Source organism: Stutzerimonas stutzeri, from assembly GCF_000952685.1.
GTDB lineage: Bacteria > Pseudomonadota > Gammaproteobacteria > Pseudomonadales > Pseudomonadaceae > Stutzerimonas > Stutzerimonas stutzeri_E.
On sequence record NZ_JYHV01000037.1, the window covers coordinates 247,674 to 262,657 of the forward strand.

12 protein-coding genes are annotated in these 14,984 nt (G+C 62.5%); 5 read left to right on the plus strand and 7 right to left on the minus strand.

Annotated elements, in window-relative coordinates:
- Positions 1-78 precede the first annotated feature (78 nt).
- From UF78_RS19790 to UF78_RS19815, 6 genes are all read right to left on the minus strand, one after another.
- Positions 79-402, minus strand: coding sequence for a DUF3325 domain-containing protein (locus UF78_RS19790; RefSeq protein WP_045163925.1), 324 nt, complete (start codon positions 400-402; stop codon positions 79-81).
- A 2-nt stretch (positions 403-404) separates the two neighbouring features.
- Positions 405-1,931, minus strand: coding sequence for a PepSY-associated TM helix domain-containing protein (locus UF78_RS19795; RefSeq protein ID WP_045163926.1), 1,527 nt, complete (start codon positions 1,929-1,931; stop codon positions 405-407).
- A complete protein-coding gene (locus tag UF78_RS19800; RefSeq protein ID WP_045163927.1) occupies positions 1,928-2,224 on the minus strand; it encodes a DUF3649 domain-containing protein in 297 nt (98 codons plus the stop codon). Before UF78_RS19800 ends, UF78_RS19795 begins: the two co-directional genes overlap by 4 nt.
- 49 nt (positions 2,225-2,273) lie before the next feature.
- Positions 2,274-4,397 carry a TonB-dependent siderophore receptor gene (locus tag UF78_RS19805; protein WP_045163928.1) on the minus strand — a complete coding sequence of 708 codons (2,124 nt, stop codon included), beginning with the start codon at positions 4,395-4,397 and terminating at the stop codon, positions 2,274-2,276.
- Between the two features lie 681 nt (positions 4,398-5,078).
- Complete coding sequence (treF, locus tag UF78_RS19810) at positions 5,079-6,689, minus strand: alpha,alpha-trehalase TreF (protein WP_045163929.1); 1,611 nt, start codon at positions 6,687-6,689, stop codon at positions 5,079-5,081.
- On the minus strand, positions 6,686-7,453 hold the full coding sequence (locus UF78_RS19815; RefSeq protein ID WP_045163930.1) for an SDR family NAD(P)-dependent oxidoreductase: 768 nt from the start codon (positions 7,451-7,453) through the stop codon (positions 6,686-6,688). The genes treF and UF78_RS19815 overlap by 4 nt, the downstream gene beginning before the upstream one ends.
- 193 nt (positions 7,454-7,646) lie before the next feature.
- On the opposite strand from UF78_RS19815, the gene rarD reads away from it, so the two are divergent.
- Positions 7,647-8,540 (plus strand): EamA family transporter RarD, encoded by an 894-nt coding sequence (rarD, locus tag UF78_RS19820; RefSeq protein WP_045163931.1) that lies wholly within the window; start codon positions 7,647-7,649, stop codon positions 8,538-8,540.
- 5 nt (positions 8,541-8,545) lie between these two features.
- Here rarD and UF78_RS19825 read toward each other — a convergent pair whose 3' ends face one another.
- Positions 8,546-9,064 (minus strand): glycine cleavage system protein R, encoded by a 519-nt coding sequence (locus UF78_RS19825; protein ID WP_045163932.1) that lies wholly within the window; start codon positions 9,062-9,064, stop codon positions 8,546-8,548.
- Positions 9,065-9,357: 293 nt separating this feature from the next.
- Between UF78_RS19825 and UF78_RS19830 the strand changes: the two genes are divergently transcribed.
- The 4 genes from UF78_RS19830 (at position 9,358) to UF78_RS19845 (ending at position 14,941) form a co-directional block, all read left to right on the plus strand.
- Positions 9,358-11,538 (plus strand): malate synthase G, encoded by a 2,181-nt coding sequence (locus UF78_RS19830; RefSeq protein WP_045163933.1) that lies wholly within the window; start codon positions 9,358-9,360, stop codon positions 11,536-11,538.
- A gap of 195 nt (positions 11,539-11,733) precedes the next feature.
- A complete protein-coding gene (locus UF78_RS19835) occupies positions 11,734-13,356 on the plus strand; it encodes a methyl-accepting chemotaxis protein (RefSeq protein WP_045163934.1) in 1,623 nt (540 codons plus the stop codon).
- A gap of 20 nt (positions 13,357-13,376) precedes the next feature.
- Positions 13,377-14,525, plus strand: a complete 1,149-nt coding sequence (locus UF78_RS19840) for a hypothetical protein (RefSeq protein ID WP_045163935.1) — start codon at positions 13,377-13,379, stop codon at positions 14,523-14,525.
- An 11-nt stretch (positions 14,526-14,536) separates the two neighbouring features.
- Positions 14,537-14,941, plus strand: coding sequence for a phosphate ABC transporter substrate-binding protein (locus tag UF78_RS19845; protein WP_045163936.1), 405 nt, complete (start codon positions 14,537-14,539; stop codon positions 14,939-14,941).
- The last annotated feature ends 43 nt before the right edge of the window (positions 14,942-14,984 follow it).

The window sequence follows — 14,984 nt, forward strand, 5'->3', positions numbered from 1 at the left end:
ATTTGCCGACATCCGGGGAATCGGCTGCCAGCGGAATGAAACGCGGGAAACCGATTTCAACGAGTGCCGGGTACGGCGCTAGTACATCACCAGCAAAACGCCGCAGACCGCCAATAGCGGCGCCACAGGCAGTACCCAACGTGACCGCCAGGCGAGCAGCAACGCCAGCATGATGCCGGCCAGCATCACCAGGCAAAGCCAGACAACCGCTCCCATCTCACCGCCCTCGCTGGCGATGCACAGCCACAGAGCGACGCCGAAGCAGCCCGCAGCCAGCGTCCGCAGCCCCCTTATCCCCAGCAGATGCGTATCGGCGCGCAACAGCACGCCACGGTGGCGGTTCATGGCCAGGCAGAGCAGCGTCATGCCCAGGTAGGCCATTGCGAAAGCCAATAGCAGCATGGTCAGGCCTCTTGCACGCGAGTGGTCCGACCGCGCGCCGCAGCGGCAACCGGCGTTGTGTTCAAGCGCCAGGCGCAGGCCGCACAGACCAGCCCCACGACGATCATGAACAGATCGACCGACGCCAAGGCCCAGTCACCGCGTCCGACGCTGGCGATCAGATGACCATCGGAGGTCAGCGCGTTGACGACCGGCAAGCCGAGCGCGAGCACGGCGCCGAGCAGCAGTTGCTCGCGCAGCAGGCGACGGCTCTGATGGCGGCGCAGAACGGCCCAGAGCACAGCCAGCAACCAGACGCCGACGAACACCCAGCCTTCGGCCACGGCACGTTCGGCTAATGTCGCCGGGATCAGCCGATTACCCCACAGCAGCGCCAGACTGGCCAGCGGCAGACCGGCGAACACCGACGCGTTCAATGCGCGCACCCAGACCACACTCGCATCACCGCGCTGCTCGCGTTTGGCCAGCCAGACCTGCAGCCCGCCGATCAGCATCGCGCAACCGGCAAGCCCCATCAGCAGATAAAGCAGACGCACCAGCGTGCCGCCGAACTGCGCCATGTGCAGCCCCGCCAGCCAGAGGTAGGCGCGATAGCCGGTGGAGGCGTCCTGGCGGTTGAGCAGCTCACCGGTACTGGCGTCATAGCTGAGGGTGTCTTGCGGCGAACCGATACGCGAACGGTCACGAAGGCGGACGTCGACCACGGCCGAGGCATCATCGGGATGATGCACGCTGACCCAACCCACCTCGCCACCGCCCCATTGCTGGCGCGATTCGGCGATTAGCGCGTCGAGCGACACCGGGGTAGCCGGCGGCTGGTGCACTTCTTCGCGCTCGAAGCTACCCATCACCTCACTGAAGTACTGCATGACATTGCCGGAATAGCTCACCTGGGCGGCGGCCGGCATATAGGTCGCGGCGAAGATCGCCACACCGGTATACGCCAGTACCAGATGGAATGGAAAACCGACTACGCCGAACAGGTTGTGCGCATCGAGCCAGGCACGCTGGCCGTTGGCCTTGGGCCGCAGGGTGAAAAAGTCCTTGAAGATGCGCCGGTGGATGATCGCCCCCGACACCAGCGCGACGAGCATGAACATGCCGGCCAGGCCGACGATGTACATGCCGATGTCGCCGGCGTGCAGGTTGTAGTGCAGCTTGAAGAAGAACTCGCCGCCGACCGTTTCCGGCATCGGTACGGCCTGCGTACCGCGCGGATCGAAGGCGACGTTGTTGAAGGTCTCGCTGCCATCGACTTCCCAACCGAGCCGCCAGTAAGGCTCGCGCTCGGTCGGGCCGTGCATCCAGAACGCGTGGAGCTTTTCGCTGACGTTCTGCTGCAGCCAGCCGCGCACATCGTCCGCGCCCAGGCTCGAGACCACACCATCATGTAGCGCGGGGCGCATCCAGCGGGTGAGTTCTTTGTCGAAGCAGGCCACAGTGCCGGCGAAGATGATCACGAACAGCAGCCAGCTCGGCAGCAGTCCGCCCCAGGTGTGCAAGCCGGCCATGCTTTGGCGCAGTTTCATGGACGAACCCTCCAGTCGCCGGAAAAGAACGCGGCCAGGCACAGCACCGCGGTCACGCCGACGATCAACAGCCATACCCGCGTGGCACTGCGGGCGGCGAACACGTAGATCACCACCGCCGTCCACACGGCAAAGCTGGCGAGGCTGGAAAACACCACACGATCAGGCCGGACCAGCGGCAGGTAGACCGCCAGAAAGGCGGTCACCGCGTAGGCGACCGCATAGCCGCCGACCAGCGCCGCGAGCACACGCGACGCGATGTTCCAGCGGTTTATGGATACGTTGCGACTCACCTCGAATCCTCCCTTGCTGGCCTGCAAGCGGCGCGCGGCTCAGCGACGTTCAAAAGCTGTAGCTCGCGGTCGCCACCACGGTGCGGCGGTTGCCCGTGAAGCAGTCGCCACGCGACAGGCAGGTGGTGTAGTAGGTCTCGTCTTCCAGGTTGGTGGCGTTAAGGGTGAAGGCCCAGTCCTGATAGGCGTAGCCGAGCAGGGCGTCAAACAGCGTCGTCGATGGCGTCTTCAGCGTATCGGTGCCATCCCAGCTGGCGCCGACGTAACGCACACCGGCACCAGCGCTGAAGCCGGGAATGCCGGCGATGCTGAAGCGGTGCTGCGACCACAGCGAGGCCATATGTTCAGGCACGCTGGCGATGCGCTTGCCCTGCTGGGCGGAGGGGCCCTTGGCCACTTCGCTGTCCAGGTAGGTGTAGGTGCTGATCAGATCCCAGTTCGGGTTCAGCTCGACCAGCCCTTCGAGCTCCAGTCCCTTGACCCGCGCTTCGCCGGCCTGGATGGTGCTGAGAGGATTCGCCGGGTTGGGCATCTGGCGGTTCTTCTCGCGCAGATCAAACACCGCGGCCGTGAGCAGCGTGTTGCTACCAGCCGGCTGGTATTTCACACCGAGCTCCCACTGCTCGCCCTCGAGCGGTTTGTAGGACTGCTGAGTGAAGTTATCCAGACCGATGATCGGCGTGAAGGATTCGCTGTAGCTGATGTAGGGCGCCACGCCATTGTCGAACAGGTACGTCAGACCGACGCGACCGGTGACCGCGTCATCCTTCTGCCGAGTGCCCTCCTCGACTCGCGTGTCCGCCCAATCCTTGCGCAGACCGAGAGTCATCAGCCAGTTCTGGTAGCGGATCTGGTCCTGGGCGTACAGGCCCTGCTGAGCGACGCGCTGCTGCGGAACGTCGGAAAGCGTGATGCCGGACGGATCGAAGGTGCCGTACACCGGATCGTAGAGGTCCAGCGGGGTGGCCACGCCGCGAGCGGTCCGGCTATCGGTGACGGCATGCCGGTAGTCGATACCCACCAGCGCGGTGTGCTGCAGCGCGCCAGTGTCGAAGCGCGACTCGGCCTGATGGTCGGCCGTCCAGATGGTGACTTCCGGCTTGGAAATGGACCAGACGCGGTTGACCGTGCGGTCGTCGGCGCCGAGTACCGGCGGCCAACCGTACATGGTCTGATAGCTGACCTTGCTCTTCTGCCAGCGCAGGTTCTGCCGCAGCGTCCAGGTGGCATCAAGTTGCCAGGCCATCTGCGAGGTCAGCGCTTTCTGCTCGCTGTCGTACTCATCGAAGCCCGGCTCGCTGACGAAGCGCTCACTGCCAATCTCGCCATAGGGCGCGCTGAGCACCGTGCCGCGGTGCGGCAAAAAGGAGCTGGTGGTGCCGCCGTCGTCCTTCTGCACATTGGCCATCAGCGTCCATTCGAACTGCTCGTTGGGACGCCAGGTCAGCGACGGCATGAACAGCAGGCGGTTGTCCTTGGTGTGATCGACCTGGGTCTGGCTGTCACGCTGGATCGCGACCACGCGATAGAGCAACGTGCCGTCTTCATCCAGCGGACCGGTGCTGTCGAAGGCGATCTGCTTGCGGTCGAAGCTGCCGTACTGCAGCTGCAGCTCGCTCTTCTGTTCGGCCTGCGGACGCTTGCTGACGAAATTGAGCAAGCCGCCGACCGAACTCTGCCCATAGAGCATGGACGACGGTCCCTTTATCACCTCGACGCGTTCCAGCGTGAAAGGATCGGTGCGTGTGTTGTTGTAGTTACCGACGCTCAGCTGCAGGCCATTGAGAAAGGTCGTCGGAGACACACCGCGAATCAGTGCGGAGTCGCCACGACTGTCGAAGCCATAGGCCTCGCCGCGCATGCCGGCGACATAGCGCAGCGAGTCCTGGATGGTCAGCGAACCCTGGTCGCGGATGCGATCGGCAGTGATCACGCTGATCGACTGCGGGGTCTCGACGATTGGTGTGTCAGTTTTGGTGCCGCTGACGCTGCGTTTTGCGACATAGCCTTCGACCGGGCCATTGCCCCGCTCGACTTCGCGTGGCGCAGTGATCTGTTGTGCCTCCAGCTCAACCGTATCCTGAGCCTCGGCGGCGAAGCAGGCAATCAGAACTGGCAGACCAAGCGCCAGTGGGCGCAAAGAAAACGGCGGCGAAGCGACAACGAGGCTCATGGGACCAACCCTTCAAATAACGTTAATGCGCATGATATTGATAAATGTTTTTATTTAGAAGAGGCTAGAATCAGTTCTTCACGAGCTCGTTAAACGCTGTTGAGTGCGATTGCTGGTGTAGCGACCCGCTGTTGCCCCGTGCATCGCAGCGCCTCGGCCTGCGATCGCTACCTCGTCCGGCCGGCTTCGTTCGAGCTGATAGATGCAACGGGATACCAACCGCCAGGCTCAGCATCGGCCATTCAGCGAACCGGATTGAGTACTCGGATGGAACCTTGGCGCTACGTGCGGCAGCGCTTGGCCCATGAGGGACGACCGACACAAGCGGCCAACTACGCAAGGGTTAAGTGCAGGTGCGAACCGGATTGGCCATTCGGCCAACCAACTGAGCTAGAAGATTGTTGAGCTGACTCGACTCGGCCACGCGATGATGTTGGCGCCCCTCGTAACGCGCCGAGTCTGTACAAGATACGCCAAACCATGTGCAGCAACTTCACAGGCGGAACGGCCAGCACTCAACGCCACATGGGTGGAGGCCAAATTACGGCGCACTGACGGCCCACCGATCGTCGAACGTGGGCGCCAGGACCCCGCACGCTCATGGGAGGTCAAACCACCGCATCGATTGCACTACCGACGGCCACCGACAAGCCCAACGTCAAGCTGGGCTTCGAACAGATATCACTCTGGCGCCCACTCCGCCCGGCATCGTCCGGCTCGGCAGCGATGGGCCTCGTGGCTGGGGTCATCCTGCATCAGTTTGCGGATCACGCCATTGGTCCAACCGAAACCATCCTGCAACGGATATTCGCCACCGCCGGCATGCTCGGCGCTGGGGCGCAGCACATATTTCTCCACCAGCTTGCTTTCCTGTTCGAACAGCAGCGAGACGACCTTCAACCATCGCTCTTCGATCTGCAGCGCCAAGGCGTTGTGCCCGTAGCGCTGCAGCCCGCGAATGCCCATCCACTGCAACGGCGCCCAGCCGTTGGGGCGGTCCCACTGTTCACCGGTGTCAGTAATTTCAGTAGTCGACAGCCCGCCAGGTGCCAGGAGCCGTTCACGAACGATATCGGCCACCCGCTCCGCCTGTTGATCACTGGCGAGCCGGAGGAACAGTGGCGTCAGGGTCGCGGCGGTGAGGTTGTCGCGCTGCTCTTGCAACGTCCAGTCGTAGTCGAAATAGGCGCCGTCCCGATCGCTCCACAGATACAGGTTGATCGCCGCCAGGCGCGCATCGGCGCGCTGGCGGAACGTCTTGGCGCATGCATGCCAGCCTTTCTGATCACTGAGTCGAGCAATCTGACATTCGACCTTGTGCAGGAAGCTGTTCAGATCCACCGGAATGATGTTGGTGGTGCGAATACTCGATAGGCGCTGCGGGTCGCCCAGCCAGCGTGAGCTGAAATCCCAGCCCGATTCGGCCCCGGCGCGCAGGTCGCGATAGACCTCGTGCGCCGGCCGGCTCGATGAACGCGCGGTTTCCACGTCTTCGAGATAGGACTCCTCGCGGGGGGTGTCGCGCTCGTCCCAGTAGCGGTTGAGCACGCTGCCGTCGGGCAGACAGACACAGCGCCGATGCGCCTCACCGGGACGCAGATGATCGGCGCCCTCGGTCCAGAAGGCGTATTCCTTACGCAGTTGCGGCAGGTAATCGCTCGCGCGATGCACGCCGGTATCCTCGAACAGATCGATCATCAGCGCGAAAACCGGCGGCTGCGATCGACTCAGGTAATAGGACCGATTGCCATTTGGCACATGCCCGTAGGTATCGATCAGGTAGGCGAAGTTGTCGGCCATCGACCGTAGCAACTCGCAATGCCCGCTCTCGTCCAGGCCGAGCATGGTGAAGTAGGAATCCCAGTAGTACATCTCGGTGAAACGGCCGCCCGGTACGACGTAGTCGTGCGGCAAGGGCAGCAGTGAGGAGAATTCCGGATGCTGCCGCGGCTGTCGGGTGAGTATCGGCCAGAGCCGGTCGATGTGCTCGCTCAGGCTGTCGTCGGGGTTGGCCACGAACTCCGTAGGCGCCCTCTGGTAGACCTCGAAATGCTCCAGCACGAAGGCTTTCAGATCGAAACCAGGCTCGCCGCTACGTGTCCGATAGCTGTCCAGAATCCGCTCTGGATGCTGGCGTGGCGCGCAGTCAACGAAGGTCTTGCTGTCGGGAAACACGCGCTGCGTTTGCACCGCCACGAACAATTCCTGATAGCGGTCCGCCGGGGTCAGGGTGTCTGCGTCAGAAACCGCACGGGTGTCGTAATCGAAAGGGCTCAGATCGGTGTCGGTCATTGCTCGCTGTAGTTCCATAGCAGTCCGCCATCAATCACCAGTGTAGTACCGGTGATGTAATCGGCCTCGTCCGAGGCGAGAAACGCCACCGCACCAGCCACATCGCGTGGCTGCCCGAGGCGACCGGTGGGAATATTGGCGAGCAGGCCGGCCAGTTTCTCGGGTTGATTCATCAGGGCCCGGTTGATTGGCGTCTCGATCGCCCCCGGTGCCACGTTATTGACCGTGATCCCCAGCGGCGCCAGCTCGATCGCCAGGTTGCGCATAAGCAACTTCAGCCCACCCTTGCTGGCGCAGTAGCTGGTGAAGTTGGGAAACGGCAACTCCTCATGCACCGAGCTGTTATTGATGATCCGCCCGCCTCGGCCGGCATCGCGCAGATGCCGCGCGAACGCCTGGGCGAGAAAGAACGGGCCACGCAGGTTGACGTTGAGCACCAGGTCGTAATCGCCTTCGCCGGCCTCGAGAAACGGACTATGCCGCTGCACGCCGGCGTTATTGACGAGTATGTCGAGACGCCCCATCTGCTCGATTGACTGCGCCACCAGCCGCCGGCATTCGGCGGCGACCCCGACATCGGCAGCAATGAAACAGGCCTGGCGACCCAGCGCACGAACCTGCTCGAGGGTTGCCTGGGATTCGTCGTCATCGTGCCGGCCATTGATGACCAGATCGGCGCCTTCCTCGGCCAGACGCACGGCGATGCCACGACCGATACCCTGGGAGCTGCCGGTGACCAGTGCGACTTTGTTCTGCAATTTCATCGATTCCCCTCGTGGCGGACGGGCCGCTACCGCGGCCTTCGATCATCCTCCTGAGACGGGCTGTTACCGGCTCCGTTCAATGCCGCCTGTTTGTGAACGTTTCAGAACATCCGGGATTGGTCGACGCGGCAGACAAATGCCATCGCAGAGGCGCAGAATGGCCGGCTCTCCGCCGCACCGTTTCGGAATTTCCATGGCCACTGCCGATCTGCGTAAAGGGTATCTACTGGGTCTGACGACCTTCTGCATCTGGGGCATGTTTCCGCTCTACTTCAAGTCAATCGAACAGTATGCGGCGCTGGAGATCGTCACCCAGCGCGCCATCTGGTCGGCGCTGTTCGGTACGCTGGTGCTCATGCTGTGGCGCCACCCGGGCTGGTGGCAGGAACTGCTCGCTCACCCGCGGCGAATCGGCGTGCTGATGATCTCCAGCGTGCTGATCGCGACCAACTGGCTGATTTACGTCTGGGCGGTCAATCACGACCAGATGCTCGAAGCGAGCCTGGGCTATTACATCAACCCACTGGTCAATGTGCTGCTCGGGTTGATCGTACTGCGCGAACGGCTACGACCGCTGCAGTGGCTGGCGGTGGCGATGGCGGTGGTCGGTGTGCTCCTGCAGTTGATCACGCTCGGGGATTTCCCCTGGGTGTCGATCGCCCTCGCACTGAGCTTCGCTACCTACGGTCTGCTGCGCAAACAGGCGCCGGTGGCGGCGCTGCCGGGCCTGGTGGTCGAAACCTGGCTACTGCTACCGATCGCCCTGGGCTGGCTGTTCTTCTTCGGCAGCGGACCGAGCACCGAATGGTCGTTCTGGACCGATCCACAGGCTCTCTGGCTGGTCGCAGCCGGGCCGGTGACATTGTTGCCGCTGCTGTGCTTCAACGCCGCCGCGCGCCACCTGCCCTATTCGACGCTGGGATTCTTGCAGTACATCACGCCAACCCTACTGCTGATATTGGCGGTGTGGGTGTTCAACGAGCCCTTCCCCGCTGACCGCCAGCTCGCGTTCATCTGCATCTGGGCCGGCCTGGCGGTATACAGCTACGACGCCTGGCGGCTGATGCGCCAAGTGTCGGTGAGGTAAGGCGTTTACTCGGCTGACTGCAGTTTCAATTCCACCATCAGCTCATCGGCCAATGTCTCCAGGTGCTGCTGGAGTTCATCCAGCGACAGCTCGGCTGGCACCGCCAGCCGAGCGTCGGCATGAAACAGCAGCTCGTTGGTCATCGGCGCGGGCAGGACGTCGGTGTTCAGGCTTTCGACATTGATGCCGTGCCCCGCCAGCAGGCGGGTGATGTCGCGCACGATACCCGAGCGATCGTTGCCTACGAGCTGAAGCTGGATCATTCGCCAGCTGCGTTCGGGCACCTCGCCGCTGCGCGCGAAGACCACCCGAATACCCTGCTGCTCCAGCCGTTGCAGCGCATCGGTCAGCCCGGCGTGAGCGTCCTTCGGTACCGCGACCCGCAAAATCCCGGCGAACTGGCCAGCCATGCGCGACATGCGGCTGTCCAGCCAGTTACCGCCATGCTCGGCGATGCACTTGGCCACGCGCTCGACCAGCCCGGGCTGATCTTCGGCAATGACGGTTAGAACGAGATGATCCATTTTGGACTCCTCAAATGATGGATGGACGACCCCTGCGGGTCGTCCGGGAAACGAATGCTATGGACCTCACTCGTGGCGTCCGGCTCCATAGGTATAGAACAATCTACCGCCGTCGCCGCGCCGAGCCAGCCATTTCAAACCCGCCGACTCAGGCATTGACTCGCTCGCCGCGAGGTTGAAGAGCGGTCCATTTGGCGGACTGATTTTCCAAACCGCTTCATGTAGTATCCGCCGACCCGGACTACAAGAAGAACTGTCCGACGGATTTGAAGAAGAACCAAGTGAGGCGAGTAATGACTGAGCGCGTTGAAGTCGGTGGCCTGCAGGTCGCCAAAGTCCTGTACGACTTCGTGAACAACGAAGCGATTCCCGGTACTGGTGTTGATGCCAATGCCTTCTGGGCCGGCGCCTCCAGCGTCATCCACGACCTGGCGCCGAAGAACCGCGCGCTGCTGGCCAAGCGTGACGACCTGCAGGCGCAGATCGATGCCTGGCACCAGGCCCGCGCCGGTCAAGCCCACGATCCGGTGGCCTACAAGGCCTTCCTGCAGGACATCGGCTACCTGCTGCCGGAAGCCGAAGACTTCCAGGCCACTACACAGAACGTCGACGAAGAAATCGCCCGCATGGCCGGCCCGCAATTGGTGGTGCCGATCATGAACGCGCGCTTCGCCCTGAACGCGGCCAACGCCCGCTGGGGCTCGCTGTACGACGCGCTCTATGGCACCGATGCGATTTCTGAAGAAGACGGCGCCACCAAGGGTCCGGGCTACAACGAAATCCGCGGCAACAAGGTCATCGCCTACGCTCGCGCCTTCCTAGATGAGGCCGCGCCGCTGGAAAGCGGCTCGCACGCCGACTCCACCTGCTACCGCATCGAAGCAGGCAAGTTGGTCGTCGCGCTGAAGAACGGAAATACCAGCGGTCTGCGGAATCCCGCCCAGCTGCGTGGCTTCCAGGGCGCCGCCGACGCACCGATCGCCGTGCTGCTCAAGCACAACGGCATCCACTTCGAAATCCAGATCGACCCGGCAAGCCCCATCGGCCAGACCGACGCGGCCGGTGTCAAAGACGTGCTGATGGAATCGGCGCTGACCACCATCATGGACTGCGAAGACTCCATCGCCGCGGTCGACGCCGACGACAAGACCCTCGTCTACCGTAACTGGCTCGGCCTGATGAAAGGCGACCTGGTCGAGGAGCTGGACAAGGGTGGCAAGCGCATCACGCGCGCCATGAACCCGGACCGCGTCTACACCCAGGCCGATGGCAACGGCGAGCTGACCCTGCATGGCCGCTCCCTGCTGTTCATCCGCAACGTCGGCCACCTGATGACCAACGACGCCATCCTCGACAAGGACGGCAACGAAGTGCCCGAAGGCATCATGGACGGCCTGTTCACTAGCCTGGCCGCGATGCACAACCTCAAGGGCAACACCACTCGCGCGAACAGCCGTACCGGCTCGATGTACATCGTCAAACCGAAGATGCACGGCCCGGAAGAAGTGGCCTTCGCCACCGAGCTGTTCGGTCGCGTCGAAGACGTCCTCGGCCTGCCGCGTAATACCCTGAAGGTCGGCATCATGGACGAGGAACGCCGCACCACGGTCAACCTCAAGGCCTGCATCAAGGAAGCGCGCGAGCGTGTGGTGTTCATCAACACCGGCTTCCTCGACCGCACCGGCGACGAAATTCACACCTCCATGGAAGCTGGCCCTGTGGTTCGCAAGGCGGCGATGAAGACTGAGAAGTGGATCGGCTCCTACGAAAACAACAACGTCGACGTCGGCCTGGCGTGCGGTCTGCAGGGCAAGGCGCAGATCGGCAAGGGCATGTGGGCCATGCCCGACCTGATGGCGAGCATGCTCGAGCAGAAGATCGGTCATCCCATGGCCGGCGCCAACACCGCCTGGGTCCCCTCGCCTACCGCCGCGACGCTGCACGCCATGCACTACCACAAGGTCGACGTGTTCGCTCGTCAGGCTGAGCTGGCCAAGCGCGAAAAAGCCTCGGTCGATGACATCCTCACCATCCCGCTGGCACAGCACACCAACTGGAGCGACGAGGAAAAGCGCAACGAACTGGACAACAACGCGCAGGGCATCCTCGGCTACGTGGTCCGCTGGATCGACGCCGGCGTCGGTTGCTCGAAGGTGCCGGACATCAACGACATCGCACTGATGGAAGACCGCGCCACCCTGCGCATCTCCAGCCAGCACATGGCCAACTGGCTGCGTCATGGCGTGGTGACCGAGGAGCAGGTCGTCGAAAGCCTCAAGCGCATGGCACCGGTGGTGGATCGCCAAAACGCCGGGGATCCGACCTACCGCCCCCTGGCCCCGGACTTCGACAACAACGTCGGCTTCCAGGCCGCGCTGGAACTGGTGCTCGAAGGCACCAAGCAGCCCAACGGCTATACCGAGCCGGTCCTGCACCGCCGCCGTCGCGAGTTCAAGGCCAAGAACGGCCTGTAACCGCAGCAGTTGCGAAGAACCGCCCTCCGGGGCGGTTTTTTTATGTCCTGATTCCGCCAGACGGCGCTCAAGTTCAGGCTGCGACAACCGATAACGTGACCCGAATGCCATTTCTAGTCACAATATTTCAGATAGATGGCATTCCGCTATTACGTGCTGTCTCGTAGTATCCGCCGCCCGCCGTGGAGTCGATGCATGTTCAAAAACTTTTCGCTTACCGCCAAGCTGTCATTGGTTCCTGCCGTTGCCCTGTTCGGGCTGGTTTTGTATGTCGGCTACACCTGGCTGCAGCTTTCCGCGACGGATTCGCGATTGGTCACCATCGAGACGCAAAGCTACCCGACACTTGAAAAGGCCGACGTGGTGATTTTTCAATTCTCGCGTATTCCCGGCCTGTTGAATAACGCCGTGGCGGCCGGCGAGCTGGGCACTCTTGACGAAGCGCGCCAGGTGCTGCGTGAGATCGACTCACAGCAACAGGCTTTGGCTACCCTTCTGGCCAGCCAGCCGCAACAACGCCAGGCACTCGACGGCTGGCGCAACGCCGTCAAAGCTTATGCGGACAATGCCCTCGACGCCTCGGCTAAGTTGATCGACGGCAGCGCCTCGTTCGATGACCTCCGGCCGAGTCTGGACCGCATGGCCAGTGATCTGGCCCAAGCGCAGAAGCAGGCTACCGAGTTCCGCGCGGGTGCCTATGGTGATTTCCAGCAGACCCTCGCCAGGACCCGCGAAGCCAACGAAAACACCACGCGCCTGGGCATCATCCTGTCCCTCGTGCTCATCGTGGTGGTCAGCCTCGGTGCCTGGTTGGTAATTCGCAGCGTGATGGCCAACGTACGCGGTGTGATCGCCTCGCTGCAGTCCATCGCCCGCGGTGATGGCGACCTGACCCAGCGTGTGAACGTCGAGTCGAACGATGAAATCGGCGCCATGATTGAGCTATTCAACGGATTTCTCGACAAGCTGCAGCACACCATCCGCCAGATCATCGAAGCCGCCAGCCCGCTCGGCCAGGTGTCCAAGGAGCTGTACAACCTGACCCAAGGGTCGGAAGAAAACGCCAAGTCGCAGCAACACCATACCGACTCGATCACTCGCGACATCCTCACCATGACCGGAAGCATCCAGGAAGTGGCGCAGCGTTCGCAGCAGGCCTCCGGTGAAGCCAACGCCGCCGCACGCCAGGCTGCTACCGCACGCGAGCACGTTGGCAGCCTGTCCAGCGGGATCAGCGACTTGGGCGACAGCGTAATGGGCGCCGTCAAGGCCATGGAACAGCTGGAGGAAGAAACCCAGGAAGTCGGCTCGGTACTCACCGTAATCCGCAGCATCGCCGAACAGACCAACCTGCTCGCGCTGAACGCAGCCATCGAGGCCGCCCGCGCCGGCGAGCAGGGTCGTGGCTTTGCCGTGGTCGCCGACGAGGTACGCAATCTGGCGCAAAAGACTGCCGCGTCCACCGCGGAGATCCAGCAGATCATCCAGCGGCTGCAGAGCAGCGCCAACACCGTGCTCAACGTGATGACCAGCAATGGCGAGAAGTCTCGCGCGAGCATCGAGCGCTCGGTCGAGGCGACCCAGCTGCTCGAGACCATTGCGTGCACCGTCAACCAGATCGACGAACTCAACGCCGGCATCGCCCAGTTCACCCAGGAACAGATCGGCCTGTCGAGTTCCATCCAACAAGAAACCCAAGTGTTGCAGCAGGACGCACAAGCAACCGCAAACGGCGCCGAAGCTACTGCCCGTCTGGGCGAGCAACTGGTCAGCACGGGCGATCACCTGCGTGCGGCCACGGCCCAATTCCGCGTTTAAATTGCTTTAGGAGCAACCTGATGACCGCAGTACGTGTTATCGGCCTGGCAGCCGTCTGCCTCGCGACCACCCCTGTCTTCGCCCTGGAACAGGGCGAGCACCGCTTCAACGGTTTCGGCACCGTCGGCTTCACCCACCTGGGTGGCGAGGACGAAGGCCGCAGCTATGGCGTGCAAGGCCAGACCAACGATTCCTGGCGCGGCGACCAGCTGTCCAAGTTTGGCGCGCAGCTGAGCTACGGCGTGACCGACACCGTCGGCGTGACCGTTCAGGCCACTGCCAAGGCGCAGCAGGATGAGTGGAAAGCCAATCTCGAGTGGGCCTACCTCTCATGGCAGACCAACGATCAGCTGATGCTTCGCGCCGGCCGCCTGCGCAGCCCGGTCTACATGTATTCCGAAAGCCTCGACGTTGGCTACAGCTACCCTTGGCTGCGCCTGCCCGACGAGGTCTACAGCCAGGTCCAGGTGACAAACTACGAAGGTGTCGATGCGGTCTACACCGTCCCGCTTTCCTACGGATCGGTGACCTTCCAGGTTGCTGGCGGTCAGGCAAAGAATCGTGACTACTACGCCTACGACGAACAGTTCGATATCGACTACGGCAACCTGTTCGGCGCCAGCGTGAGCCTGGCCACCAATGAATTCGGCACGCTGCGTGTCGGCTACGTCGAAGCGGATATCAAGACCGATATCAGCGGCACGGTAGACGCTACCGCGATCGGCCTGGGCGCAAACCGTTCGCTTTCGCTCCTGAACCTCGATAAAGAAAAAGGCAAGTTCACCTCGATCGGCTACCAGTACGACAACGGCACCTGGATCAGCAGCAACGAGTGGACCTCGCGCATGATCGAGAACGATGACATGGAATCCATCGACTCGTTCTACCTGATGGGCGGCCGTCGTTTCGGCGATTTCCTACCGCACCTGACCTATGCACAGCTGGACGACAACGGTGGCCGTCAGAGCTCCTGGACCCTGGGCCTGAACTATCAAGCTGCGCCGACCGTGGTAGTCAAGGGCGAGTACAAGCGCGTCGATACCAAGAACGGGTATGACGGGGTGTTCACCCGTAGCGCTCAAGAGGTCTTCGACAACGCTGTAGGGATTGCCCCGACCCGCAACTACGACGGCGACATCGTTTCCGTCGGCGTCGACTTCGTATTCTGAGGAGCGTCCAGATGAAAGTATCCCTTCGCATCCTTGGCAGCGCACTGCTGCTCGGCATGGCCTCCATGGTGCAGGCCGAAGTCGCCGTGATCGTCAACCCAGGCGCGGCCAAGGCCCCGTCGCAGTCCGACGTCGCCAATATCTTCCTGGGCAAGGACAAGTCCATGAAAGGCGTCGACCTCAAGAACTGGACGCCGGCCAAGGAGAGCTTCTACACCGCAGTGACCAGCAAGAACGAATCGCAGCTGAAGTCCTACTGGTCCGGTCTGGTGTTCACCGGCAAGGGCCAGCCAATGAGCAGCGTCGCCGACGACGCCGCGATGATCGCCAAGATTGCCGCCGAAGCCGACGCCATCGGCTATGTCGACAGCGCCGCGGTCAACGATTCGGTCAAGGTGCTGTTCACCCTGCCGTAATTTGAAGCAAAAAAACCGCCTTCCCAGGCGGTTTTTTTTGCCT

Bases quoted from the DNA above. Each gene is read 5' to 3' on its own strand.
- UF78_RS19805 (WP_045163928.1), bottom strand. From the start codon at position 4,397: ATGAGCCTCGTTGTCGCTTCGCCGCCGTTTTCTTTGCGCCCACTGGCG.
- UF78_RS19845 (WP_045163936.1), top strand. From the start codon at position 14,537: ATGAAAGTATCCCTTCGCATCCTTGGCAGCGCACTGCTGCTCGGCATG.
- UF78_RS19830 (WP_045163933.1), top strand. From the start codon at position 9,358: ATGACTGAGCGCGTTGAAGTCGGTGGCCTGCAGGTCGCCAAAGTCCTG.
- UF78_RS19835 (WP_045163934.1), top strand. From the start codon at position 11,734: ATGTTCAAAAACTTTTCGCTTACCGCCAAGCTGTCATTGGTTCCTGCC.
- rarD (WP_045163931.1), top strand. From the start codon at position 7,647: ATGGCCACTGCCGATCTGCGTAAAGGGTATCTACTGGGTCTGACGACC.
- UF78_RS19815 (WP_045163930.1), bottom strand. From the start codon at position 7,453: ATGAAATTGCAGAACAAAGTCGCACTGGTCACCGGCAGCTCCCAGGGT.
- treF (WP_045163929.1), bottom strand. From the start codon at position 6,689: ATGACCGACACCGATCTGAGCCCTTTCGATTACGACACCCGTGCGGTT.
- UF78_RS19825 (WP_045163932.1), bottom strand. From the start codon at position 9,064: ATGGATCATCTCGTTCTAACCGTCATTGCCGAAGATCAGCCCGGGCTG.
- UF78_RS19840 (WP_045163935.1), top strand. From the start codon at position 13,377: ATGACCGCAGTACGTGTTATCGGCCTGGCAGCCGTCTGCCTCGCGACC.
- UF78_RS19790 (WP_045163925.1), bottom strand. From the start codon at position 402: ATGCTGCTATTGGCTTTCGCAATGGCCTACCTGGGCATGACGCTGCTC.
- UF78_RS19795 (WP_045163926.1), bottom strand. From the start codon at position 1,931: ATGAAACTGCGCCAAAGCATGGCCGGCTTGCACACCTGGGGCGGACTG.